We start from the raw sequence: 22,451 nt of genomic DNA on the forward strand, positions 1-22,451 counted from the left end.
TAGCCGGCGGCCTACTGGCCGGTGAAACTCGGCCGGCGTTTTTCCTGGAAGGCGCGGATGCCTTCTTCGCGGTCGCGGGTGCCGGCCAATACCGTGAAGGCATGGCGCTCGAAGCGCAGGCCGCTGGCGAGGTCGGTGTCGAGCGCCCTGAGCAGCGCCTCCTTGGCCAGGCGCAAGGCCAGCGGGGCCTTGCCGGCGATCAGTCGCGCCAGTTGCAAGGCCCGCTCGACCGTAAGTTCCGGCTGGGTGACTTCGCTGACCAAGCCGGCGCGCAAGGCATGCCGGGCATCGATCGGCTCGCCGCCAAGGACCATCTGCATGGCCAGGGATTTGCCGACGGCCCGCAGCAGGCGCTGGGTGCCGCCGGCGCCGGGCATGATTCCGAGGTTGATTTCCGGCTGGCCGAAGCGTGCGTCCTCGCCGGCGATCAGGATGTCGGCGTGCATGGCCAGCTCGCAGCCACCGCCGAGGGCGAAGCCGTTGACCGCGGCGATCAGTGGCTTGCTGAAGCGGGTGATCTGCTGCCAGGAAGCCTGGCGCGGATCGTTGAGCATGCCGGTCAGATCGCGCTCGGCCATCTCATGGATGTCGGCACCCGCGGCGAACGCCTTGCGGCTGCCGGTCAGCACCACTACCTGGATGGCACTGTCGGCCTCGGCGGCATCCAGCGCCGCGGCCAGTTCGGCGAGCAGCTCGGTGTTCAGGGCATTCAGCGCGGCGGGGCGTTGCAGGGTAATCAGTCGAACGCCGCCATCGAGGCTTTCGATGGCAAGGGTCTGAGGCATGGCGGATATCCTCGTGGTGCACGCCCGGCACGGGGCTGGGCCATTGTTGGAGCGGCGGGGGAGCCGGTTTTCGCCGAGTATATCGCCAATGCGATACATAAAATCAACGTAAAAATATAATTAGTGTGTCTTTATGTTGGGGCTTGAATCCTTTCGATTAATGGGGAAGGGAGGCTGTAAGGCAGAGGTTTCGCTGATTTTATTGGGATTTTCCATAATAAATGCGGGGTATCTATACGTCGGGCGTGATACTGCATTTATGCTTTTTTGCTCGAGATTGATGTGATACAAAATAAATGTAATTTGGTATCGCATTGTGCGTAATGCCGTCAAGCCGCCTTGACCAAGGAGTAGCCCCATGACCTGTTACAGCCTCGACGGCCTGATCCCAGTGGTCCATCCCAGTGCCTATGTGCATCCGTCCGCCGTGTTGATCGGCGATGTGATCATCGGCGCCCATTGCTATGTCGGCCCGCTGGCCAGCCTGCGTGGCGATTTCGGGCGGATCGTGCTGGAGGAGGGGGCCAACCTGCAGGACACCTGCGTGATGCATGGTTTTCCCGATAGCGACACGGTGGTCGAGCGCAACGGCCATATCGGCCACGGCGCGGTGTTGCACGGTTGCCGGATCGGCGCCGACGCGCTGGTGGGCATGAATGCGGTGGTGATGGACAACGCCCATATCGCAGCGCGTTCCTTCGTGTCCGCGGCGGCGTTCGTCAAGGCGGGTTTCCAGTGCGCGGAGCAGTCGCTGGTCATGGGAGCCCCCGCCAGGGTCAAGCGCCGCCTCAGCGACGAAGAGTTGCACTGGAAACAGGCCGGTACCCGTGAATACCAGCAGTTGGCCAGGCGCTGCCTGGAGCGGATGCAGGCCTGCACGCCGCTCGCGGAGCCCGAAGCCCATCGCCCGCGGATCAGCGACAGCGGCCTGCGCCCGAAAAACAGCCCTCGTTGAGCGCCCGCGTCATCCTGGAGAGAGCGGTCCCCTCCAAGTCGATGAAACCCGGTATATTTCTTCCTTTTTGTCCGGTACGCCCATGTCGTCCCTAGCCCCTTTGAATCACCTCGTGACCCGTTTCCAGGAGCAGACGCCGATTCGCGCCAGTTCCCTGATCATTACGCTCTATGGCGATGCCATCGAACCCCATGGGGGCACGGTATGGCTGGGCAGCCTGATCCAGTTGCTCGAGCCCATCGGCATCAACGAGCGGCTGATCCGCACGTCGATCTTTCGCCTGACCAAGGAAGGCTGGTTGAGCGCCGAGAAAGTCGGGCGCCGCAGCTACTACAGCCTGACCGGCAGCGGTCGGCGGCGCTTCGACAAGGCTTTCAAGCGGGTCTATAACGCCAGCGTGCCGGCCTGGGACGGTTCCTGGTGCCTGGTCATGCTGTCGCAGCTTGCCCAGGACAAGCGCAAGCAGGTTCGCGAAGAGCTGGAATGGCAAGGTTTCGGGGCGATTTCGCCGGTGCTGCTGGCGTGTCCGCGCAGCGACCGGGCGGATGTCAACGCCACCCTGGTGGACCTCGGCGCCCAGGAAGACACCATCCTGTTCGAGACCACCGCCCAGGATGTGCTGGCTTCCAAGGCGCTGCGCCTGCAGGTGCGGGAAAGCTGGAACATCGACGAATTGGCCGCTCACTACAGCGAGTTCATCCAGCTGTTCCGGCCGCTCTGGCAAGCACTGCGCGAGCAGGAGCAATTGCAGCCGGCCGATTGCTTCCTGGCGCGCCTGCTGCTGATTCACGAATACCGCAAGCTGCTGCTGCGCGACCCGCAATTGCCGGATGAGCTGCTTCCCGGCGATTGGGAAGGCCGGGCGGCGCGCCAGCTGTGTCGCAATATCTATCGGCTGATTTACGCCAAGGCCGAGGAGTGGCTCAACGCTGTGCTGGAAAACGCCGACGGTCCGCTGCCCGATGTGGGCGAGAGTTTCTACCGGCGTTTCGGTGGCTTGAAGTAAGCGTCTAGTCGCAGGCCCTTGGCGGGATCGAAGGGCCTTTCGGGAAATACCGCGCGCACTAAGGCGCACCGCCAAGCGTGGACTAAGGCAGCAATAAAAAGGCTCTAGGAAGTATTCGAGGAATCGCCTTCAACAGTCGGCGAGAAGAACGTCAGCGCCGCGAAAGTTTAACTTTCCGTCAGCGGGACGAAGTGCGGATATAACCACTGCGACAAAATAACGCAGATCACCCGAAGGTGATCTGCGTCGGCATGTTTATTCCGGCATGGCCCAGGACTGAAGTTTGTAACCTTCTTCGCTGAGTTCGGCGCGGGCCTGTTTCAGCAGGTCTTCCAGCTGGGCCGGGTCGGAGTAGGCGCTGCTTGGAATCTGCTTGCGGCCAATGCGGGTATTGGTGCGGTCGATGACGGTCAGGCTCAGTTCGCCGTTACCGTCTTGTGGGGCCCAGGCGACGCATTGGAACGGCTGGAATGCGCGGTCGGCGATCAAAAGTGCTTCGTTGATACGGAGCGGGGCGTTCATGGGGTCTTCTCTCTATGTGCCCAATCAAATGATGTGCCGTCGGTTGGGCGTACCGTTCGGCTGGTTATTTGTACTGATGTCTCGAACCGGGTATCAGGTCACATAGAAAGACCAGAATTTACAACTTTTGTTCAGAACCACACTTCATCTTCCTGTAATGAAAGCTGAATGAAAGATTCGCGGGGAAGCAAGTAACGCGGGTTTGGCAGCCTGCTCACAGTTAGTCCAATTGGCGATGGACGCTATAAGCAATCGATACAAGCGACCGTCAAGTTCTTGCTAGTGTTACTGCCAGGTTTGCCAAACTACTGTTTCTACTACCTTTTCTTATTTTTGGCGCCAAGGAACAGTCATGCTTGAAGCGACCTCCCAGCGCCGCCTTCTTGTGGTCGACCCCTGCGATGACTGCCATCGCCTGCTGCCGGGCTTGCGCACGGTGGGCTGGGAAGTGGACAGCTGCGACCTGGAGTCGGCTGTCGACCGTGGCTGTGACGTCGGCCTGTTGCGTTTGCAGGCGACACACCTGGAACGCCCCGAAGCGGTCAAGGAGCTGATCAGTCGCAGCGGCACCGAGTGGATCGCGGTGCTCAGCCCCGACGTGCTGCGTTTGCAGAACGTCGGGGATTTCGTCTGCGAATGGTTTTTCGATTTCCACACCCTGCCGTTCGATGTCTCGCGGGTCCAGGTGACCCTCGGGCGGGCTTTCGGCATGGCGCGCCTGCGGGGCCAGGGCACTGTTCGCGTCGACCAGCCCGAACACGAGTTGCTGGGCGACAGCCGCTCGATCCGCGAGTTGCGCAAACTCCTGGGCAAGCTGGCGCCCACCGAGTCGCCGGTGCTGATCCGCGGCGAGAGCGGCACGGGCAAGGAGTTGGTGGCCAGGACCCTGCACCAGCAGTCGCAACGCCACGACAAGCCCTTCGTGGCGATCAATTGCGGGGCCATCCCCGAGCACCTGATCCAGTCCGAGCTGTTCGGCCACGAGAAGGGCGCGTTCACCGGCGCCCATCAACGCAAGATCGGGCGTATCGAGGCGGCCCATGGCGGCACGCTGTTTCTCGACGAAATCGGCGATCTGCCGCTGGAGCTGCAAGCCAATCTGTTGCGCTTCCTGCAGGAAAAACACATCGAGCGAGTCGGCGGCAACCAGCCGATCCCGGTGGATGTGCGGGTATTGGCCGCAACCCATGTCGACCTGGAAGCGGCGATCGGCCGCGGACGCTTTCGCGAGGACCTGTATTACCGCCTGAACGTGTTGCAGGTGGTCACGGCTCCGCTGCGCGAGCGGCATGGCGACATCGGCATGCTGGCCAGCCATTTTTCCCGCTTCTATAGCCAGGAAACCGGCCGTCGGCCGCGCAGTTTCAGCGAAGACGCCCTGGTGGCCATGGGCAAGCACGATTGGCCGGGCAATGTCCGCGAGCTGGCCAATCGGGTGCGTCGCGGCCTGGTACTGGCCGAGGGACGCCAGATCGAGGCCCGCGACCTGGGCCTGCTCAGCCCGCAGGCCGGCATCGCGCCGATGGGTACGCTGGAGGACTACAAGCATCGCGCCGAGCGCCAGGCCCTGTGCGACGTGCTGGATCGGCACAGCGATAACCTGAGTGTCGCGGCCAGGGTCCTGGGCATTTCCCGCCCGACCTTCTACCGGTTGCTGCACAAGCACCAGATCCGCTAGGACGGCACAACGAAAAAGGCCCGCGGCGAGCGATTCGCCGCGGGCTTTTTTTTATCGGTGGCGTCAGAAGTAGTAAGGGAATTTCAGGCTGAAGGTGAAGTCCGGCGCATCGTCGGTCAGGCCGATCGACAGGCTGGGCACTATGGTCAGGTTATCGGTCGCGGCCAGGGTCATGCCGACGTTGAAGTAGCCGGCGTTGGCATCGCTGGACACCACCGACTGCCAGTCGCCGCCGTCTTCCTTGAGCTTGCTCTTGCGCTGGATCAGGTCGGAGACCGAGAACGACATGCTCATTTTCTCGTTCAGGGCGAAAGCCACGCCCATGCCGATCTGGAAGCTGTCGCCCAGCTTGACCTTGCCGGGGGTCTTCAGGTTGACCGTGGAGCTGATGTCGTCGAACGATTCTTCCAGGTTGTGGGTGTAGGAGAGGCTGCCGAACAGCACCGCCGGGTCGTAGGTCTTGACCAGCGAGATGCCCGGCGTGATCGACCAGACGCCATTGCCGGTGGGCAGGTCATCCGGGACGAACAGGTTGGTGTTGTCCTGGACCTGGCGCAGCTTGATGCCAAAGGGTTCCTTGCCGGTCGGTGCCTTGACGCGCAGGGTCACGACGGCGTCCGGGGCGTTGACCGACTCGTCGAGGAACTTGTAGGCAACGCCGAAGTTGACGTCGCCAAGGGTCGGATCGTTGGACACGGATTTTTCGCTGGTGACCCCCGCCGCGCCGTTTTGCGCGCCGCCGGACTGGTAGGTGGATTCGCGGTAGACCACCGGCACGTTGACGTCGAACTGCCAGCGATTGTCCAGGTTGTAGCGGCCGGTGAGGTCGAGGGTCCAGTTGTCGGCCTTGATCCGGTCGAGGTTGATATTGCCGAGGAAAATCGAGTCCAGCGCCAGGAAGCCGTTGAGAATCAGCTGCCGGGTGTCATAGCGCGAATAGGTCATGCCGGTTTCGAAGCTGAACTTGCCGCCGCCGAAGAAGCCGCTGGCCTCGTCGTACAGGTTGGAGACGCTCTGCGCGGGTTGCGAGTCGTCCTTGAGCGACTCCCCGTAGGAACTGCTTCCGGCCGCGCTCGACCCCTTGCCGGCGCCTGCCACCTGCGGGTTGCCGCGCATGTCTGCCGGCGACTTGGCCAGGCGTTTGGGAGCGGGCGTCGCCGGCTGGTCCTCGACCTGGCGCACCCGCTGTTCCAGCACCGCCAGGGCCTTCTGCTGCACGTCGTAGCGTTGCTTGAGTTCCAGCAGCTCCTGCTTCAGGGCCTCTATCTCGGCATCCGGCGCGGCCTGCAGCACCGTTGCCGGCAAGAGCGCGCCCAGACACACAACCGTAGTCAACGAAACTGATCGATACATGAAATAAGCCGTCCGTTTGAGCCTGAGGGGCGACACCCAACCTGGATCAATAGCCGAGGTTGCGCAGGCCCTTGAGCTGGGTCAGGTTGCAGTCCAGGGCGCCGGCGCTGGGGCCGTTGTTATTGAGGATCACGTTCAACTGGGTCAGGTTGTTGACCAGGTTGCTGTTGCCCAGCAAACGGGTGTTCTGCAGCAGGCCGCCCTGGGCGACTTGTTGCAGGGCCGCGCCCTGGTTGTTGCTGGCCTGGATGGCCATCTGGATCCCGCCGCCGGTGGCGGAGACCGCGACACTGCCCGCGGCGTTGCTGCCGGTGATGGTGTGCCCGCTGGTCAGCAGCTGGCCCTGGGCCGGGACCAGCGCCGGCGCCTGGCTGGCTTCCTTGACGTCGATGGCGACGTTGTTGAAAGCGCTATTGCCGTCGCCCGCGGCCCGCACGCTCTGGGTCACGCCCTGGGAGGTGGCCAGGCCCGCGCCGCCGATCACGTTGCCCGTGCCCTGGGTCGGCGTCGACCCGTTGCCGGTTTCCTTGATCGTCGAGACATAGAATTGCGGTTTGACCGTGGCCTGCTGGATCTGCATCGAGGTGGTGGCCCCGATCAGGTCGCCCGAGGCGTTGCGCCAGGTGCTGCTCATGACGATGCCGAAGCTGATGATCCGCCCCGGCATGACGTAGCGACCCCGCAGCTCGGAGAGCTCCTGGTCCTTGATTTCGATGGGCTTGAAGCCCCCGTTGGCATACGCAGGAACACTTGCTACCAGGCAGGCGGCGGCCAGCCAGCATGAGGTTTTCATCTGCTGCTCCCGGAGCATCCGGCTCCTTTATCGTTCTCGCGGCCCTAGAAGAAGTCGCTCTGGATGAAGCCGAATTCCATCAGTTCTGCGTCCTTGACCGGATTGAAGGTATCCAGCCGATTCTTCGCGGTCAGCGGGTTGGGCGGGGCGAGCAAGGCGTTGGCCTTGTCGTAGCCGGGGCCGATGATGGCAAAGACGATACCGTTCCAGCCTTTGACGAAGTCTTCGTGGGTGTAGCGCTTGTGGCCCAGCACCGGATCGCCGACATAGACCCAGTCCTTCTGTGCCCGCAACAAGACCACGAAGTGCTTGTAGCCACGTATGTCCATCAGGACCACCACCGGAATCGACACCGCCTCCAGCTTGTCGGGAGGTATCCGGTAGCCCCGGGCGCGCATGCCGATGCTTTCTATGTAGAGCTTCATGTCGAGCATGGAAAAACCCTGGGTGCGCACCAGATCCTGGTCCGCAGTGGCCAGCATGCCTTTGATGACGTGCTCCTCATCGACGTTGAGCCAGTAGGCTTGGCGCAGGATCGTCGCCAGCGCGGCGGCGCCGCAGCTGAAGTCGGTCTTCTGCTCGACCAGGTCGGCGAACTTGCGCTCGCGGACGCTTTGCACCTGCTTGTACACCAGGTTCCCGCCAGGCAGCGCGGCTACCGGCATCTGTGCGGCCTGAGTCAGGCCCGCCAGGCCAAGCAGCAGGCAGAAGGTTGCAATCCGCATGATCGATACGCCTTGTGACACGGTGGAAAAGCCCCGTTTCCGGGGCTTTCGTCACGCACGTGGTTACATGCAGGCCTTGCAGCCGGCAGCGATGGACAGCGAGTTGCTCTGCTGGTTGCCGACCCCCGCCGAGACGTTGACGCCGCCGTTGCCGGAGAAGCCGTTCAGCGAGTTGGTCAGCGACGCGTTGTTGATCACAGGGTTTTTCCAGCCGTCTTTGGTCAGCACTTGCTGGGTCCAGTAGCCAGAAAGCTCGACCGTGCCTTGTTCCTTGAAGGCGAATTTCTGATCGTCGTTGTCGTGGCCGCCGCCACGGTTGTCGCTGTAGTGGCCGCCACCGCCGTGGTGATCGTCGTCGCCTTCGATCTTGCCGGAGCCGGTGCCCTTGTAGGTGCCGGAGGCGTGGAAGTCGCTGGTGAGGGTGTCTTTCTTGTAGGTGCGCACGCCTTGGTTTTCCACGACCAGGCCGGTGGAAGACTGGTTGGCCGAGGCTGCCGCGGTGGCGACGCGACCGCCGGACACGGCGATGGCCAGGTTGTTTTTCTGTTGGTTGAAGTTGCCGGCGGTGACGTTGATGCCGATGTTGCCGGAACCATTGTTGCCAGCGTTGTTGAGGGTGGCGTTGTTCAGCGTCGAAGCGTTTTTTACATAGTTGTCGACGTTGTTCTGGGTTGCGCTGGAAGCGGCTATAGCACTGCCGAAGATGAAGCTTTCATCGGCGGTGGCCAGGGCCGCGGCGTTGTCTTGCTGGTTGCCGTCGCCGGCGGCGACGTTGGCGCCCATGTTGCCGTTGGAGTTGTTCAGCGAGTTGTCGGCCTTGGCATTGTTGTTGGTGCCCTGGTTGTTGACCACATTGCCGCTGCTGTCTTGCACATCGATGACGGCGGCCCCGGCGCCGGCAGTGACCTGCAGCAGGGTGTTGAGGTCCGGGCCACGTGGGTCGTGGCCGCCATGACCGCCATTGTGGCCGCCGTTATGCCCGCCATGGTTGTCGTCGTTGCCAGCCTGTGCAGCCATCGCCATGACCGCGGCGAGGGCAAACACCAGTGGTTTGAGAGCCATTGTAGGTTTCATGGTGTTTCTCCGTGCTTATAAGTTGGTTAAGTGTTGGTACTTTTCCAATCGCACTGCTGCGGGTCAGTCTGCGACCCGTATGCTCAGGGTGTTAGCCATGCGGTTCCCCACCCCGGCACTCTGGTTCAGCTGAATCACCCCTCGGCTGCCGGTGAAGGCCTGGTCGCTGGTAACGACCTGGCGGCTGCCTTGCGGAATGTCAGTTGCTCCCGAGCCTGGTAACAGCGCCACGTTCTGTTGGGACAGGACGCTGTCGTCGATGCTTTGCGGCTGGGCACTGATGCTCACCCGCAGGGCATTGACCATCTGGTTGTTGGCGCCGGCGCCCTGGTTCACGCCCAGGACCCCGTTGCCGTTGCTGAACGCGTTGCCGCCGATCCGGCTGCTGGCGTCGATCGCGCTGCTGGCCGGTGTCCCGAGTGCCTGGCGCACCACGGTGGTGGCATGGGCCTCGGTGCCGATGGCGATGGCGCGGGTATTGGTCTGTTGCTGCTGGTCGCCGGCGGCCTGGTTGAGGTTGAAGTTGCCGTGGTAGCGGGCGCCGACGTTGTCGAGGGCGGCGCTGTCCTGCGTGCGCAGGCCCGGGTCGGCCATGACCGACGTGCAACCAGCCAGGGCCAGCCATAGCAAGGTGCGATTCATTTCATTGGCCTCCGGCCAGCCGGCCCAAGGGCGCCAGGCCCGAACTCAGGGAACGGTTGATGGTGTTGGAGATGGCGCCGCCACTGCCGCCGCCATGGCCGGCGCCCATGCCGGCCATGCCATTGGGATTGGTGACGACATTCAGCCCTTGCAGGCTGGTGCCGTTGGGCAGGACGTTGCGACTGAGGGTGGCGCCGCTGCTGACTCCGGCAAAATCGCCGTCGCTCAGCTCGGTGTTGCCGGTCATCTGGGTGACCCGCTCCGACGGGTTGGCGTTGACGGTGGTCGGGTAGGGGTCGGGGTGCATCGGGGGGCGGCCGACGGCCTGGGGTTGCACGTCGCGATCGAGCACGATCCGGCCATCGCCGGCCGCCTGGGCCGCAGGATTGAAGAGCAAACCGAGGGCGCAGCCGACCAGCAGCAGGCGAGCCCAGCCAATAGGATGATTCCCCATGACAGCATTCCTTTTTTTGCGCGCTGGCCCTAGTCAGCGTCGCAAGGGGTAGAGCAGGAGCTGTGCCGTGTTTGGAATAGACAGGAAATTCAATGGCTTATGGACGGATCGCGGATTTCGCGGGGTGAGCTGTTTCAGCGCTGAGACAGGATCGGCGTGCGCCGGCCCGGCGCAGGCGGGGCAGGGCGCTATGGCGGGGGGGATTGCGGCGGGCTGTCTCATCGGTTTGACAAACACCGGATGGACGGCGCGAGCCCTGTGATTTCGTGGCTCCGTCCCGCAAGCCGTGTTTCAGGAGTGGACACTGCGCCACGCCCCGGGCATCAGCCCTGAAGCAACTTGGCCACCTGGGCGAACGCCTGTTGCCGACGCGCTTCCCAGTCTCCGCGGATCACCTCGAAGGGTTGCCCGTGTTCTCGCAACCAGGCCTGGATGGCCTGGAAAAACACCAGGCGCTCGCCCAGTTCGGGCTGGCAGCGCTGGCCATCGCCGACCCAGTCGACGTCTTCCGGGGAGAGCAGCAGGTGCAGGTCGTAGTGGCGTGCCAGCAGTTCGCTTTCCAGCCAGCCCGGGCAGGCGCCGAACAGGGTCTGGCTCCAGAGGATATTGCTCAACAGGTGGGTGTCGAGAATCAGCAGCGGCGGCTGTTGCGCGCGGCCCTGGTCTTCCCAGGCCAATTGCCCGCGGGCAATCTGCGGGATATCCGCCAGGCAGGTGTCGCGCTGCTCCTGCTCCATGAAATGACGGACGTACTCGCCCACCTGGATGCCGCCGAAGTGGCGCTGCAATTGGCCGCTGAGCCAGCTCTTGCCGCTCGACTCGGGGCCGGTCAGGACCACGACCTTCATGCCGGGCGCAGCGCCGGGTCGGCGTGCCAGGAGCGCCAGCCTTGTATCGCCAGCAGGGTGAACAGGCCGTACAGCGCCGCGGTCAGGTACAGGTTCTTGTAGATGAACAGGCCGACAAAAATCACATCGACGACGATCCATAGGGGCCAGCACTGCACGCGCTTCTGCGCCATCCACCATTGCGCGACCAGGCTGAAGCCGGTGAGGGCGGCGTCCAGCCAGGGCTGCGCGGCATCGGTCCAGTGGGCCATGGCGGCCCCGAGCAGCAGGCTGCCGATGGCCCCCAGGCCGAGCCCCTGGAGCAGCGCTCCGGTGGTCAGTTGGCTGACCGGCCGGCCCTGGTGACTGGCGCCGCCACGGGTCCATTGCCACCAGCCGTACAGCTGCAGGACGGCATAGACCCCTTGCAGCAACATGTCCGAATACAGTTTCACCTCGAAGAAGATCCAGCTGTACAGCAACACCATGACCAGGCCGATCGGCCAGCACCAGGGGTTCTGCCTGACTGTCAGCCAGACGGCGATCACGCCGAGTGCAGCGGCGAACAGTTCGAGACCGGACATGAAAACTACCTTGAGGCGAAGGAGGGGGCGGATTGTACCCAGAAGCGGCCCCGCATGTTAGCCGGGCCCGGGGCGCCGTGGCGGGGGAGCCCCCCCGCCACGGCGGGTGTCAGACCCGGAACTGGCGCAACAGGCCGTCGAGCTGCTCGCTCAAGGCCTTCAGGTGCAGGCTCGCGGCGCTGGACTGCTCGGCCGCCAGGGCGGTGCTGTGGGACAGGCCCGCGGCCTGGGTCACGTTCTGGTTGATGTCTTCGACCACATGCGCCTGTTGCAGGGTGGCGCTGGCGATGGAGGCATTCAGCCCGTTGAGGTTGCGCAGGGCCTGGCCGATGGCGTTCAGGCTTTCGCCGGCCAGCCCGGCTTGCTCGATGGTCTGCTGGGAAGCGCGGCTGCTGTCGCCGATGACCTTGACCGCGGCTTCCGAGTGGCCCTGCAGGCGTTCGATCATCGACTGGATCTCGGCGGTGGATTTTTGCGTGCGCTGGGCCAGCAGCCGCACTTCGTCGGCCACCACGGCGAACCCGCGTCCCTGTTCGCCGGCGCGGGCGGCTTCGATCGCGGCGTTGAGGGCCAGCAGGTTGGTCTGCTCGGCGATGGAATGGATCACCTCCAGCACGCTGCCGATCTGGGTGCTTTCCTGGGCCAGGGTGCGGATCACCTCCACCGCCTGGTCGATGGTGCCCGAGAGCCGATCGATCTGCTGCAGGCTGCCGTCGATATTGACCTGGCCCTGCTGGGCCTGGGCTTCGGCGTCGCGCATTTCGCTGGCGGCATGTTCGGCATTTTTTGCCACGTCCTGCACGCCATAAGTCACTTGGTTGATGGCGGTGGCCACCAGTTCCATCTGTTGCGACTGCTGTTGGCTGCGTTCCTGGGCCTGGCTGGCGTTGTCGCCCAGCTCGGCGGAGGACTGCGCCAGGGCGCTGGCCGACGCCTGCAACTGGCTGACCACCAGCCGTAGCTTGGCGGTAAAGCCATTGAAGTGACGGGCCAGTTCGGTGACTTCGTCCTGGCCGTGGGTATCGAGGCTGCGGGTCAGGTCGCTTTCGCCGCTGGCGATATTGGCCATGGCGTGCACTGTTTCCTGCAACGGACGGACGATGCTGCGGGCGATCAGCAGCACCAGCAGGGTCATGATCAGCGCAATGCCGATACCGACGACCGAGGCTCTCACCACCTGGCTGCGGAACTCGGCCTGGACGTCGTCGATGTACACGCCCGAGCCGATGATCCAGCCCCAGGGCTCGAACAGCTGGACATAGGAGGTCTTCTGCACCGGTTCGCTGGCGCCCGGTTTTGGCCAGCGGTAATTGATCATGCCGGCGCCCTTGGCCTTGGCGATGGCCACCATTTCGTTGAACACGGCAAAGCCGTCGGGATCGCGGATCGCCGCGAGGTTCTGGCCGTCGAGCTTGGGGTTGGCCGGGTGCATGACCATGACCGGCGTCAGGTCGTTGATCCAGAAATAGTCGCTCTGGTCGTAGCGCAGGCCGCGGATGGCGCTCAGCGCCTGTTTCTGTGCGGTGGCCCGATCGAGGTTGCCACTGCTTTCCAGGCCATGGAAATAGGCCAGCACGCCGTTGGCGGTCTGCACCACATGCTGGGTTTTCTGCGCCTTGGCCTGGTAGAGGTTGTCGTGGGTCTGCTTGAGCATCAGCAGGCCCAGGACCAGCAGCATCAGTACCGCGACAATCAGGATGAGCCACAGCCGGCGGCTGATCGACATTCTGCGTAAGCTGTTCATGAATCTGTCACTCCCGATTGTTGTTCTTGTCATGAAACGCTGCGTACATGCAGCGAGGCCGCCGCGCAGTCGCTATCCTTGCGACGCTCAACGCGACAGCGTTTATCGAGCATGTCTGATAGGATTTCGGCCTCATTGCAAAAAACCTGAATCCGGCTGATTTTTCACGGAATTTTCAAGGGCAATGATGATCCTATAGCGTCCGCGAATCCGCGGGCGTACGCGTCAGTGAACATGAAAAAATACTAATGAGGCATGCCCAGGCATGACCTTTGGGGGATTGATGGAACTTTGGACGGCCGTACAGGCACTGATTCTAGGCATCGTAGAAGGGCTGACCGAGTTTTTGCCCATCAGCAGCACCGGGCACCAGATCATTGTCGCCGACCTGCTCGACTTCGGCGGCGAACGCGCCATGGCGTTCAACATCATCATTCAACTGGGCGCCATCCTCGCGGTGGTCTGGGAGTTTCGGCGCAAGATCTTCGACGTGGTCACCGGCCTGCCGACCCAGCGCAACGCCCAGCGCTTCACCGTCAACCTGCTGATCGCCTTCCTGCCCGCCGTGGTGCTGGGGGTGATCTTCGCCGACCTGATCCACGAATACCTGTTCAACCCGATCACCGTCGCCGCCGCGCTGGTGGTGGGTGGCGTGATCATGCTCTGGGCCGAACGCCGGCAGCATGAGGTGCATGCCAGCAGCGTGGACGAGATCAACTGGAAAGACGCCCTGAAAGTCGGCTTTGCCCAGTGCCTGGCGATGATCCCGGGGACTTCGCGCTCGGGGGCGACCATCATCGGCGGCCTGCTGTTCGGCCTGTCGCGCAAGACCGCCACCGAGTTCTCGTTCTTCCTGGCCATGCCGACCATGGTCGGGGCCGCGGTGTATTCGGGCTACAAGTACCGCCATCTGTTCCAGCCGGACGATCTGCCGGTGTTCGCCGTGGGCTTCATCACCTCGTTCATCTTCGCGATGATCGCGGTCAAGGGCCTGCTCAAGTTCATCGCCAACCACAGCTACGCGGCATTCGCCTGGTACCGGATCGTCTTCGGCCTGCTGATCCTGGCCACCTGGCAGTTCGGCTGGGTCGACTGGACTTCGGTCCACAGCTGATGGAGACGCGTAACCAGAACCGCCCCGGCCAAGGCACGCGAATCCAGCGGCCCCGGCTCAAGGCGGCGATCTTCGTGCTGCTGTGCGCCTTGCCACTGTGCGGTTCGCTGCTGCTGGGCGTGAAGGGTATTTCCTGGGTGCCGCTGGCCGCCTACGGGGTGGTCAGCGTGCTGGCGTTTTTTCTCTACTGGAGCGACAAGCGCAAGGCCCGCAGCGACAGCTGGCGGACCCCGGAAAACGTCCTGCATGCGGTGGAACTGGCCGGCGGCTGGCCAGGCGCCTTGCTGGCGCAACAGGCGTTTCGCCACAAGACCCGCAAGGTTTCCTATCAACTGGTGTTCTGGCTGATCGTGCTGGCGCACCAGGTGTTCTGGATCGACCGGCTGTTTCTCGGCGCCAGCCTGTTCGCGCTGTTCTAGGGCCGGCCGGGCGCCGCGCTAAAGCAGCAAGCCGACCCGCAGGCGCTTGGGCAGCTTGCTCACCACCAGTTGGTGCGAGCGTTGCAGCAGGTCTTTCAGTTCATCGGCGCCCAGCGGGTAGGGCGTCTGCATGATGATCCAGTGCGCTCGCGCCAGGTAAGGCGCCGGCGCGATGCCGGGACGGTCGACATGGCCGAGGAACAGCGCCTGGTCCACCTTGAACGCCAATGACTCGCCCCGCAGGCCCTGCAGGGCGAACATCTTGTTGCCGGCCACGGAAAACACCCGCACGCCGCCCCATTTGTAGTCTTCGCGCGCGCCCGGCAAGCCCAGGCAAAAGTGCGCCACATCCGCTTCTGTCATGATTTTTCCTTGTGTCGCGACGGTCACAATCTACGGTCTCCACAGCCTTTGAACGCCTCGCTCAAATGCTCGATCCAGGCCCTGACCGCCGGCAGTACGCCGCGCCGATGAGGGTAGACCGCCTGCAGCCAGCCGCCAGGCAGCGACCATTCGGGCAGCAGCTGCACCAACTGGCCGTTCTGCAGTTCTTCTTCGCAATGCATCATCGGCAGGATGGTACAGCCCAGGCCGGCGAGGGCGCAGGTGCGACGCACGAGAAAATCGTCGATGCCCAGGCGTGCCTCCAGGGCCAGGTCGCATTTATTGCCCTGGGCGTCGAGCATGCGCAGATGCACCAGGCGGTCGGGCTCCAGGGCCCCGAGTACAGGCACCTTGTGCAGGTCTTCGGGGCTGTGGATCGGCCATTCCCGGGCAAACGCCGGGCTGGCGACCATCACGGTCTGCGCCTGGCGCAGGCGCCGGGTCACCAGCAAGGGGTCTTCGTCGCCCTGCTCACGAACCCGCAGCGCCACGTCGATGCCCTCGGCGATCACATCCACCCGGCGGTTGAGCAGTTGCATCTCCAGTTGCACCTGGGGGTATTGCGCCAGGAAGCTGCTGACCACGTTCGGCAGCATGTATTGGGCCAGGCCCACCGGGCAGGAGACGCGCAGGCGCCCACGGGGTTCGCTGGACATGCTGGCCACCGCCTCGTCGGCCATTTCCGCTTCCAGCAGCATGGCCTGGCAATGCCGCAGGTAACGTTCGCCGACCGCGGTCAGTTTCAATTGCCGGGTGGTGCGTTGCAGCAAACGGGTGTGGAGCCGTTCTTCCAGCTCGGCGATCCGGCGCGACAAGCGGGACTTGGGCACCCCCAGTAAACGCCCCGCGGCCGCGAATCCGCCGGCTTCCACCACCTTGGCGAAGTAATAGAGATCGTTGAGGTCTTGCATGGAAAGGGCTCGACTGTCCTGTTGGTGGGACAAACTATCGCATTTATGCCGACTAATCAGCTATTGGTTTCGTCTGTAGGATTGTCACCATTCGATCGCCCGGTAGCGATCCTCACTTGGAGAATCCCAGATGAAACTGTTGCATATCGACTCGAGCATCCTTGGTGACAACTCGGCTTCCCGCCAGCTGAGCGACAGCGTGGTCAAGGCCTGGAAAAACGCCGACGCCAGCGTCGAAGTGACTTACCGCGACCTGGCGAGCGACGCCATCAGCCATTTCAGCTCGGCTACTTTGGTCGCCGCCGGCACCCCCGCCGAGGTGCGTAACGCCGCCCAGCAGCACGAAGCCGAGCTGAGCGCCTCGACCCTCGCCGAATTCCTGGCCGCCGACGCCGTGGTGATCGCCGCGCCGATGTACAACTTCACCATCCCGACCCAGCTCAAGGCCTGGATCGACCGCATCGCCGTCGCCGGCCAGACCTTCCGCTACACCGAAGCCGGCCCTGAAGGCCTGTGTGGCGGCAAGAAAGTCGTGGTGGTCTCCACCGCAGGCGGCCTGCACGCCGGCCAGGCCACTGGCGTGGCGCACGAAGACTACCTGAAAGTGCTGTTCGGCTTCCTCGGTATCACCGACATCGAGTTCGTCCGCGCCCACGGCCTGGCTTACGGCGAAGAAGTCCGCGCCAAGGCCATGAACGACGCCCAGGCGCACATCAGCGGGGCGCTCTTCGCCGCTGCGTAAGGCTTATGTAAAAGTCGTCTACATCCCGGGCGACGCCCTTTAAACTCCGTATTCCAACGCTCTGTGCGGCGATGGGATACGGAGTTTTTTGCGTTGGCGTTCGTTGATTCTGGCCCGGGTTATGCAGCCTGTTTGGCGACCGGCCCGGGCAAGGGCCGCAAGCGGGGCCTGTGTTTCCTGGCCCCGGCTGAAGTGGATCGATGTTTTCAAGAAGGAAGAAGGGGTGCATCCATGATGCGTCTTTGGGCACTATCCCTGGTTTTTCTGCTCGGCAGCCCGCTTATCGTGCAGGCCGCGCCTGCGCTGCATCCGCTCTGGAGCGTGGGTTTCCACGAGATGGACTTTCTCGACCCGCTGGACCTGCAGCCGATGCACGCCATTGCCTTCTACCCCTCCACCGGCATCGAGCACAGCAGCAAGATCGAGGGCTACCAGATTGCCGCCTCCCGGGATGCCAAGGTCGCCATCGGCCGTTTTCCGCTGTTGATGCTATCCCACGGCAATACCGGCACGCCGCTGGCCCTGCATGACCTGACTACCTCCCTGGCGCGCAAGGGCTTCGTGGTGGTGGCGGTGGTTCATCCGGGCGACAACTACAAGGATCACAGCCGCCTGGGCACCCTGAGCAACCTGTACGGCCGGCCGCTGCAGATTTCCGAAGCCATCAGCGCGACCCTGGCCGACCCGATGCTGTCGCCTTTCGTCAATGCCGGGCAGGTCGGGGTCATCGGCTATTCCGCGGGCGGCGAAACCGCGTTGATCCTCTCCGGCGCCACCCCCGACCTGGACCGCTTGCGGCGTTACTGTCAGGAACGTCCGGACGATCATGATGCCTGCAATACCCAGGGTGAATTGATCGTCGACCGCGACGATCTGCAGCCGATCGCCGACCCGCGGGTCCGCGCCCTGTTGCTGATGGCGCCGTTGAGCCTCAAGTTCGGGCGGCAGACCCTGTCCGGCGTGCATGTGCCGGTACTGCTGTACAGCGGCGACGTCGACAAGCTGGTGGCGCTGGACAAGAACGCCGCGGCGCTGGCCCGCAAGCTGCCGGTCGCGCCGGACTTCAAGCTGCTGGCCGGGGCCGGGCATTTCGTGTTCATGGCGCCGTGCACCGAGGAACAGCTGGCGGCCATGCCGGCGTTATGCACCGACGCCGACGGGGTCGATCGCGAAGACATCCACCGCAACCTGATCGCCGAGGCCGGGCGCTTCTTCAGCCATGTCCTGGGCAAGCCGAGCCGGGCCGGGCTACAGACGGCGGATCAGTGATTCAGCCGTCGGCCCGGCGCTTGAGCAGCAGGGTCAGGCCCAGGGCGCCGAGCGACAACAGCGCCGCACAGAAGAAAATCCACGAATAACCCAGCTGCAACGCCACCGCGCCCATCAGCGGGCCGGCAATCGCCAGCGCCAGGTCGAAAAACACCGCGTAAGCGCTCAACCCGGCTCCGCGGCTGGTGCTGGGCACCTGCTTGATCGCCTCCACGCCCAGCGCCGGGTACACCAGCGACAGGCCGAAACCGGCCAGCCCGGCGCCGATCAGCGCGAACGCGGTCGAGGGCGCCAGCCACAACAGGACCAGGCCCAGGGTCTCGATGCTCATACAGGCGATCGCCGCGCGGAAACCGCCAAAGCGGCTGATGCAGGAGATGAACAGCAGGCGCGACAGGATGAAGCACAGGCCGAACACCGTCAGGCAGTAGGCCGCGCCGGTCCAGCCGCGGCTCAAGTAGAACAGGGTGATGAAGGTGGTCAGCGTGCCGTAGCCGATGGAGGCCAGGCTCAGGCCGGCGCCATAGGGCGCGATGCGGCCGAACACCGCGCGAAACGGCAGGCGTTCGCCGCGGATCACCGGCACCGAGGGCTTGCGGCGAATCAGCAGCAACGCCAGGGCCGCCAGCAGCGCCAGGGCCAGCCCCAGACTTTCGAAACCATGCTCGGCGACCATCACCACTCCCACTGGCGCGCCGATGGCAATCGCGCCATAGGAGGCGATACCGTTCCAGGAGATCGAGCGCGCGGTGTGCTCGGCCCCGACCTGGCCCATGCACCAACTGATGGTGCCCACGCCGATCAGGCCCTGGGCCACCCCCAGCAGCAGGCGCCCGAGCAGCAGGAAACCCAGGCTGAGCAGCGGCCAGGCTTGCAACAGGGTGGAAACCAGGGTCAGCAGCCCGCTCAAGAGGATGCCCGTCAGCCCGTAGACGATCGCGCGCTTGGTGCCGATGCTGTCCGACAGGCGCCCGGCCATGGGCCGGCTGAGGAGGGTGGCGAGGTATTGCGAGCCGATGGTCAGCCCGGCCACCACGGCGCTGAAGCCCAGTTCCTCGTGGACATACCCCGGTAGCACGGCGATCGGCAGGCCGATGCAGAGGAACGCGATAAAGGTATAGAAGACGATGGAGACGATCTGCAGGGTGATCGCCATGGAACTGGGGGCGGGCGCTTGTGGCACGGACATGAGGGCTCGTTCGCGGGCGGGCGGTTGGAGAACTGCATCATGGCGTGCGCCGGAAAATAAAGGAAGCAGGCTAACGATTTGTTTATGAGCCGCTATTTACAGGGCCTGGGAGGACGCTATCGCGGGCAAGCCTCGCTCCTACGGAAAAACGCGCTTGGCGCGAGGCTTTTATCGTCACGAAAAAAAGCCCCGTCACAGGACGGGGCTTGCAGGCCGACGGGCAGCGGGCGTTCCTTAGAACACCACGCCCTGGCTGCGCAGGTAGTCGTCGTAGGTGCCGCTGAAGTCGGTCACGCCATTCGGGCTCAGCTCGATGATGCGGGTCGCCAGGGACGATACGAACTCGCGGTCGTGGCTGACGAAGAGCAGCGTGCCCGGGTAGTTTTCCAGCGCCAGGTTCAGCGCTTCGATGGATTCCATGTCCAGGTGGTTGGTCGGTTCGTCCATCACCAGCACGTTGGGCTTTTGCAGGATCAGCTTGCCGAACAGCATGCGGCCTTGCTCGCCACCGGAAATCACCTTGACCGACTTGAGGATCTCGTCGTTGGAAAACAGCATGCGGCCCAGGGTGCCGCGGATCATCTGCTCGCCCTGGGTCCATTGGCCCATCCACTCGAACAGGCTGACGTCGTCTTCGAAATCGTGGGCGTGGTCCTGGGCGTAGTAGCCGACTTCCGCGCTTTCGGTCCATTTCACCGCGCCGGCGTCCGGGGCCAGTTCACCGACCAGGGTGCGCAGCAGGGTGGTCTTGCCGATCCCGTTCGGGCCGATGATCGCCACGCGCTCGCCGGCTTCGACGGTGAAGCTGAAGTCCTTGAACAGCTGCTTGCCTTCGAAACCCTTGGAGACTTTCTCCAGGGTCACGGCCTGGCGGTGCAGCTTCTTGGTCTGCTCGAAGCGGATGAACGGGCTGACCCGGCTCGATGGCTTGACCTCGGCCAGCTGGATCTTGTCGATCTGCTTGGCGCGGGAGGTGGCCTGCTTGGCCTTGGAGGCGTTGGCCGAGAAGCGGCTGACGAAGGTCTGCAGTTCGGCGATCTGGGCTTTCTTCTTGGCGTTGTCCGACAGCAGCTGCTCGCGGGACTGGGTCGCCGCGGTCATGTACTCATCGTAGTTGCCCGGGAACAGGCGCAGCTCGCCGTAGTCCAGGTCGGCCATGTGGGTGCAGACACTGTTCAGGAAGTGACGGTCGTGGGAAATGATGATCATGGTGCTGTTACGCGCCGTGAGGATCGTTTCCAGCCAGCGGATGGTGTTGATATCCAGGTGGTTGGTCGGTTCGTCGAGCAGCAGCACTTCCGGATCGGAGAACAGCGCCTGGGCCAGCAGGACCCGCAGTTTCCAGCCTGGCGCGACTTCGGTCATCGGGCCGAAATGCTGTTCCAGGGGAATACCCAGGCCCAGCAGCAGTTCGCCGGCGCGGGATTCGGCGGTGTAGCCGTCCATTTCGGCGAACTCGGTTTCCAGCTCGGCCACGGCCATGCCGTCGGCTTCGGTCATTTCCGGCAGCGAGTAGATGCGGTCGCGCTCGGCCTTGACCTTCCACAGCTCTTCGTGACCCATGATCACGGTGTCGATCACGGTGAATTCTTCGTAGGCGAACTGGTCCTGGCGCAATTTACCCAGGCGTACGTTCGGCTCCAGCATGACCTGGCCGGCGGATGGCTCGAGGTCGCCGCCGAGGATTTTCATGAAGGTCGACTTGCCGCAGCCGTTGGCGCCGATCAGGCCGTAGCGGTTCCCGTTGTTGAACTTGACCGAAACGTTCTCGAATAGCGGCTTGGCGCCGAACTGCATCGTGATGTTAGCTGTGGAGATCAATTACTTACCTATCAATGATTTAGCTGCAACAGTTCAGAGCTGACATAAGGTGGCTGGCGCCGATCGGAAAGCCTGTTCCGGGACGAAGGGATCGGCAGAAGCTGAGCCAGCGGGCATACGTCGACAGCAGCTTTGAGGCCAGGGGCCAAGCTACCGAGCAAGAAATGCGGGGGTTCATGTTGGAATTTGGCGCGCATTGTCGCATATGTGCGCCGTCAGTTACATGACGGCGGGTCATGGATTTTCATCCTGCCCGCGCGCGTTATCATCAGCCGCGAAAATCCCGGCCCGGGATTTGTGCCTGGCAACATGCCCCGGGTCGCGCCAAAGGTCGCGGACACATTTTCACAAATCGGAGTTAACCTTTGGTTACAAACTGTGGCTAAATGCTGACCAGTTGCCAGATGCCACCATTGGCGTGGGCTCAAGGATGCGCCATCAGGACCTCTTATCTTTCGGACGCTGCACATGACCCCCTCGGCCTGAAAGGCCACATGGGGCGCAGTATGTTCTCTTCTGACATGTGACGATTTCCGTGAAACTCATCATTGCCGCTGTTTACATCCTTTCCATTGCCTATGTGCACCTGCGGGGCCGCGTGCGCCACAAGCTGGGCCGCCAGCTTAGCGATCACTCGACCTTCCTCGCGCCGATCAACTGTTTCCTCTACCTGTTCTCCAGGAACCCCAACCGGCCGTTTCTCGATCCGGCGGATTTTCCCGACCTGAGCCCATTGCAGGCGCATTGGGAAGAGATTCGCGCCGAGGGCCAGAACCTGCTCAAGGCGGGTGAGATCAAGCGTTCGGAACAGTACAACGACGTGGGTTTCAACTCGTTCTTCAAGACCGGCTGGAAGCGCTTCTACCTCAAGTGGTACGGCGACAGCCATCCGTCGGCGATGAAGCTGTGCCCACGGACCACCGAGCTGGTGCAGAGCATCGGTTCGATCAAGGCGGCGATGTTCGCCGAGTTGCCGCCGGGCTCCAAGCTGGTGCGCCATCGCGACCCCTACGCCGGTTCCTACCGGTATCACCTGGGGCTGGAAACGCCGAATAGCGCCGGTTGCTACATCAATGTCGACGGCGAGAACTATCACTGGCGCGATGGCGAAGCGGTGATGTTCGACGAGACCTACATTCATTACGCGGAAAACACCACCGATCAGAACCGCATCATTCTGTTCTGCGACGTGGAGCGGCCGATGAAGTACCGCTGGGCTGCGGCGTTCAACCGCTGGTTCAGCCGCACCGTGATGGCCGCCGCCGGCTCGCCGAACGATGCCGGCGACCGCACCGGGGGCCTGAACCGGGCCTTCGCCAGGCTGTACAAGATCCGCCTGCGCGGTAAAGAGCTGAAAAAGCGCAATCGCACGCTCTATTACCTGGAAAAGTGGGCAATCTTCGCTGCGCTGTTGCTGCTGTTCATCTTTATCTGATTCGCCGCCAGGCGCATCGCTGATC

23 protein-coding genes are annotated in these 22,451 nt (G+C 63.3%); 8 read left to right on the forward strand and 15 right to left on the reverse strand.

Annotated elements, in window-relative coordinates; all coding sequences use genetic code 11:
* Window positions 1-11 precede the first annotated feature (11 nt).
* Window positions 12-785, reverse strand: coding sequence for a 2,3-dehydroadipyl-CoA hydratase PaaF (gene paaF / locus TO66_RS14710; RefSeq protein ID WP_044463014.1), 774 nt, complete (start codon window positions 783-785; stop codon window positions 12-14).
* 358 nt (window positions 786-1,143) lie between these two features.
* Here paaF and paaY point away from each other — a divergent pair, with 358 nt between their 5' ends.
* Window positions 1,144-1,740, forward strand: coding sequence for a phenylacetic acid degradation protein PaaY (paaY, locus tag TO66_RS14715; RefSeq protein ID WP_044463015.1), 597 nt, complete (start codon window positions 1,144-1,146; stop codon window positions 1,738-1,740).
* A gap of 82 nt (window positions 1,741-1,822) precedes the next feature.
* Window positions 1,823-2,746, forward strand: coding sequence for a phenylacetic acid degradation operon negative regulatory protein PaaX (gene paaX, locus TO66_RS14720; protein WP_044463016.1), 924 nt, complete (start codon window positions 1,823-1,825; stop codon window positions 2,744-2,746).
* 255 nt (window positions 2,747-3,001) lie between these two features.
* Here the strand turns inward: paaX and TO66_RS14725 are convergent, their stop codons facing one another.
* Complete coding sequence (locus tag TO66_RS14725; protein WP_044463017.1) at window positions 3,002-3,268, reverse strand: hypothetical protein; 267 nt, start codon at window positions 3,266-3,268, stop codon at window positions 3,002-3,004.
* 352 nt (window positions 3,269-3,620) lie between these two features.
* Between TO66_RS14725 and TO66_RS14730 the strand changes: the two genes are divergently transcribed.
* Window positions 3,621-4,946, forward strand: a complete 1,326-nt coding sequence (locus TO66_RS14730) for a sigma-54 dependent transcriptional regulator (RefSeq protein WP_044463018.1) — start codon at window positions 3,621-3,623, stop codon at window positions 4,944-4,946.
* A gap of 63 nt (window positions 4,947-5,009) precedes the next feature.
* Here TO66_RS14730 and TO66_RS14735 read toward each other — a convergent pair whose 3' ends face one another.
* The 9 genes from TO66_RS14735 to TO66_RS14775 all read right to left on the reverse strand — a co-directional run bounded on the left by TO66_RS14735 (window position 5,010) and on the right by TO66_RS14775 (window position 13,142).
* On the reverse strand, window positions 5,010-6,299 hold the full coding sequence (locus TO66_RS14735) for a transporter (RefSeq protein ID WP_044463019.1): 1,290 nt from the start codon (window positions 6,297-6,299) through the stop codon (window positions 5,010-5,012).
* Between the two features lie 46 nt (window positions 6,300-6,345).
* A complete protein-coding gene (locus tag TO66_RS14740) occupies window positions 6,346-7,092 on the reverse strand; it encodes a hypothetical protein (RefSeq protein ID WP_044466036.1) in 747 nt (248 codons plus the stop codon).
* A gap of 44 nt (window positions 7,093-7,136) precedes the next feature.
* Complete coding sequence (locus TO66_RS14745; RefSeq protein WP_044463020.1) at window positions 7,137-7,817, reverse strand: C39 family peptidase; 681 nt, start codon at window positions 7,815-7,817, stop codon at window positions 7,137-7,139.
* A 63-nt stretch (window positions 7,818-7,880) separates the two neighbouring features.
* Window positions 7,881-8,891 (reverse strand): hypothetical protein, encoded by a 1,011-nt coding sequence (locus TO66_RS14750; protein WP_044463021.1) that lies wholly within the window; start codon window positions 8,889-8,891, stop codon window positions 7,881-7,883.
* Between the two features lie 63 nt (window positions 8,892-8,954).
* Complete coding sequence (locus TO66_RS14755; protein WP_044463022.1) at window positions 8,955-9,533, reverse strand: hypothetical protein; 579 nt, start codon at window positions 9,531-9,533, stop codon at window positions 8,955-8,957.
* Window position 9,534: 1 nt separating this feature from the next.
* The gene (locus tag TO66_RS14760) at window positions 9,535-9,987 is read right to left on the reverse strand and encodes a hypothetical protein (RefSeq protein WP_044463023.1); all 453 of its coding nucleotides are present in this window, start codon (window positions 9,985-9,987) and stop codon (window positions 9,535-9,537) included.
* A 323-nt stretch (window positions 9,988-10,310) separates the two neighbouring features.
* A complete protein-coding gene (locus tag TO66_RS14765; protein WP_044463024.1) occupies window positions 10,311-10,835 on the reverse strand; it encodes an AAA family ATPase in 525 nt (174 codons plus the stop codon).
* Complete coding sequence (gene pnuC, locus TO66_RS14770; protein WP_044463025.1) at window positions 10,832-11,398, reverse strand: nicotinamide riboside transporter PnuC; 567 nt, start codon at window positions 11,396-11,398, stop codon at window positions 10,832-10,834. Before pnuC ends, TO66_RS14765 begins: the two co-directional genes overlap by 4 nt.
* Window positions 11,399-11,507: 109 nt before the next feature.
* Window positions 11,508-13,142, reverse strand: coding sequence for a methyl-accepting chemotaxis protein (locus TO66_RS14775; protein WP_044463026.1), 1,635 nt, complete (start codon window positions 13,140-13,142; stop codon window positions 11,508-11,510).
* A 283-nt stretch (window positions 13,143-13,425) separates the two neighbouring features.
* Here TO66_RS14775 and TO66_RS14780 point away from each other — a divergent pair, with 283 nt between their 5' ends.
* Together TO66_RS14780 and TO66_RS14785 are read left to right on the forward strand one after the other, a co-directional pair.
* Window positions 13,426-14,256 carry an undecaprenyl-diphosphate phosphatase gene (locus TO66_RS14780; protein ID WP_044463027.1) on the forward strand — a complete coding sequence of 277 codons (831 nt, stop codon included), beginning with the start codon at window positions 13,426-13,428 and terminating at the stop codon, window positions 14,254-14,256.
* On the forward strand, window positions 14,256-14,675 hold the full coding sequence (locus TO66_RS14785) for a DUF1294 domain-containing protein (RefSeq protein ID WP_044463028.1): 420 nt from the start codon (window positions 14,256-14,258) through the stop codon (window positions 14,673-14,675). Before TO66_RS14780 ends, TO66_RS14785 begins: the two co-directional genes overlap by 1 nt.
* Before the next feature lie 18 nt (window positions 14,676-14,693).
* Here TO66_RS14785 and TO66_RS14790 read toward each other — a convergent pair whose 3' ends face one another.
* Both TO66_RS14790 and TO66_RS14795 read right to left on the reverse strand, forming a co-directional pair.
* Window positions 14,694-15,038: an MmcQ/YjbR family DNA-binding protein gene (locus tag TO66_RS14790; protein ID WP_044463029.1), complete on the reverse strand. Its 345-nt coding sequence runs from the start codon at window positions 15,036-15,038 to the stop codon at window positions 14,694-14,696.
* A 23-nt stretch (window positions 15,039-15,061) separates the two neighbouring features.
* Window positions 15,062-15,970, reverse strand: coding sequence for a LysR substrate-binding domain-containing protein (locus TO66_RS14795; protein ID WP_044463030.1), 909 nt, complete (start codon window positions 15,968-15,970; stop codon window positions 15,062-15,064).
* Between the two features lie 130 nt (window positions 15,971-16,100).
* Between TO66_RS14795 and TO66_RS14800 the strand changes: the two genes are divergently transcribed.
* Entirely contained in the window at window positions 16,101-16,712 is a 612-nt protein-coding gene (locus TO66_RS14800) for an FMN-dependent NADH-azoreductase (RefSeq protein WP_044463031.1), read from the forward strand.
* Window positions 16,713-16,943: 231 nt separating this feature from the next.
* On the forward strand, window positions 16,944-17,981 hold the full coding sequence (locus TO66_RS14805; RefSeq protein WP_044463032.1) for a dienelactone hydrolase: 1,038 nt from the start codon (window positions 16,944-16,946) through the stop codon (window positions 17,979-17,981).
* Window position 17,982: 1 nt separating this feature from the next.
* On the opposite strand, the gene TO66_RS14810 is transcribed toward TO66_RS14805, so the two are convergent.
* Window positions 17,983-19,170: an MFS transporter gene (locus tag TO66_RS14810; protein ID WP_044463033.1), complete on the reverse strand. Its 1,188-nt coding sequence runs from the start codon at window positions 19,168-19,170 to the stop codon at window positions 17,983-17,985.
* 234 nt (window positions 19,171-19,404) lie between these two features.
* Window positions 19,405-20,991: an ABC-F family ATPase gene (locus tag TO66_RS14815; RefSeq protein ID WP_044463034.1), complete on the reverse strand. Its 1,587-nt coding sequence runs from the start codon at window positions 20,989-20,991 to the stop codon at window positions 19,405-19,407.
* Between the two features lie 535 nt (window positions 20,992-21,526).
* Between TO66_RS14815 and lpxO the strand changes: the two genes are divergently transcribed.
* Entirely contained in the window at window positions 21,527-22,426 is a 900-nt protein-coding gene (gene lpxO / locus TO66_RS14820; protein ID WP_044463035.1) for a lipid A hydroxylase LpxO, read from the forward strand.
* The last annotated feature ends 25 nt before the right edge of the window (window positions 22,427-22,451 follow it).

Source organism: Pseudomonas sp. MRSN 12121 (assembly GCF_000931465.1).
Taxonomy (GTDB): Bacteria; Pseudomonadota; Gammaproteobacteria; order Pseudomonadales; family Pseudomonadaceae; genus Aquipseudomonas.

What these genes read in the sequence shown, in the direction of transcription:
- TO66_RS14725 (WP_044463017.1), bottom strand. Translation starts at nt 3,268, where the DNA reads ATGAACGCCCCGCTCCGTATCAACGAAGCACTTTTGATCGCCGACCGC.
- TO66_RS14795 (WP_044463030.1), bottom strand. Translation starts at nt 15,970, where the DNA reads ATGCAAGACCTCAACGATCTCTATTACTTCGCCAAGGTGGTGGAAGCC.
- TO66_RS14755 (WP_044463022.1), bottom strand. Translation starts at nt 9,533, where the DNA reads ATGAATCGCACCTTGCTATGGCTGGCCCTGGCTGGTTGCACGTCGGTC.
- TO66_RS14790 (WP_044463029.1), bottom strand. Translation starts at nt 15,038, where the DNA reads ATGACAGAAGCGGATGTGGCGCACTTTTGCCTGGGCTTGCCGGGCGCG.
- paaF (WP_044463014.1), bottom strand. Translation starts at nt 785, where the DNA reads ATGCCTCAGACCCTTGCCATCGAAAGCCTCGATGGCGGCGTTCGACTG.
- paaX (WP_044463016.1), top strand. Translation starts at nt 1,823, where the DNA reads ATGTCGTCCCTAGCCCCTTTGAATCACCTCGTGACCCGTTTCCAGGAG.
- TO66_RS14730 (WP_044463018.1), top strand. Translation starts at nt 3,621, where the DNA reads ATGCTTGAAGCGACCTCCCAGCGCCGCCTTCTTGTGGTCGACCCCTGC.
- TO66_RS14780 (WP_044463027.1), top strand. Translation starts at nt 13,426, where the DNA reads ATGGAACTTTGGACGGCCGTACAGGCACTGATTCTAGGCATCGTAGAA.
- TO66_RS14810 (WP_044463033.1), bottom strand. Translation starts at nt 19,170, where the DNA reads ATGTCCGTGCCACAAGCGCCCGCCCCCAGTTCCATGGCGATCACCCTG.
- TO66_RS14785 (WP_044463028.1), top strand. Translation starts at nt 14,256, where the DNA reads ATGGAGACGCGTAACCAGAACCGCCCCGGCCAAGGCACGCGAATCCAG.
- TO66_RS14740 (WP_044466036.1), bottom strand. Translation starts at nt 7,092, where the DNA reads ATGAAAACCTCATGCTGGCTGGCCGCCGCCTGCCTGGTAGCAAGTGTT.
- TO66_RS14775 (WP_044463026.1), bottom strand. Translation starts at nt 13,142, where the DNA reads ATGAACAGCTTACGCAGAATGTCGATCAGCCGCCGGCTGTGGCTCATC.
- TO66_RS14805 (WP_044463032.1), top strand. Translation starts at nt 16,944, where the DNA reads ATGATGCGTCTTTGGGCACTATCCCTGGTTTTTCTGCTCGGCAGCCCG.
- TO66_RS14735 (WP_044463019.1), bottom strand. Translation starts at nt 6,299, where the DNA reads ATGTATCGATCAGTTTCGTTGACTACGGTTGTGTGTCTGGGCGCGCTC.
- paaY (WP_044463015.1), top strand. Translation starts at nt 1,144, where the DNA reads ATGACCTGTTACAGCCTCGACGGCCTGATCCCAGTGGTCCATCCCAGT.
- pnuC (WP_044463025.1), bottom strand. Translation starts at nt 11,398, where the DNA reads ATGTCCGGTCTCGAACTGTTCGCCGCTGCACTCGGCGTGATCGCCGTC.
- TO66_RS14765 (WP_044463024.1), bottom strand. Translation starts at nt 10,835, where the DNA reads ATGAAGGTCGTGGTCCTGACCGGCCCCGAGTCGAGCGGCAAGAGCTGG.
- TO66_RS14760 (WP_044463023.1), bottom strand. Translation starts at nt 9,987, where the DNA reads ATGGGGAATCATCCTATTGGCTGGGCTCGCCTGCTGCTGGTCGGCTGC.
- TO66_RS14750 (WP_044463021.1), bottom strand. Translation starts at nt 8,891, where the DNA reads ATGAAACCTACAATGGCTCTCAAACCACTGGTGTTTGCCCTCGCCGCG.
- TO66_RS14800 (WP_044463031.1), top strand. Translation starts at nt 16,101, where the DNA reads ATGAAACTGTTGCATATCGACTCGAGCATCCTTGGTGACAACTCGGCT.
- TO66_RS14745 (WP_044463020.1), bottom strand. Translation starts at nt 7,817, where the DNA reads ATGCGGATTGCAACCTTCTGCCTGCTGCTTGGCCTGGCGGGCCTGACT.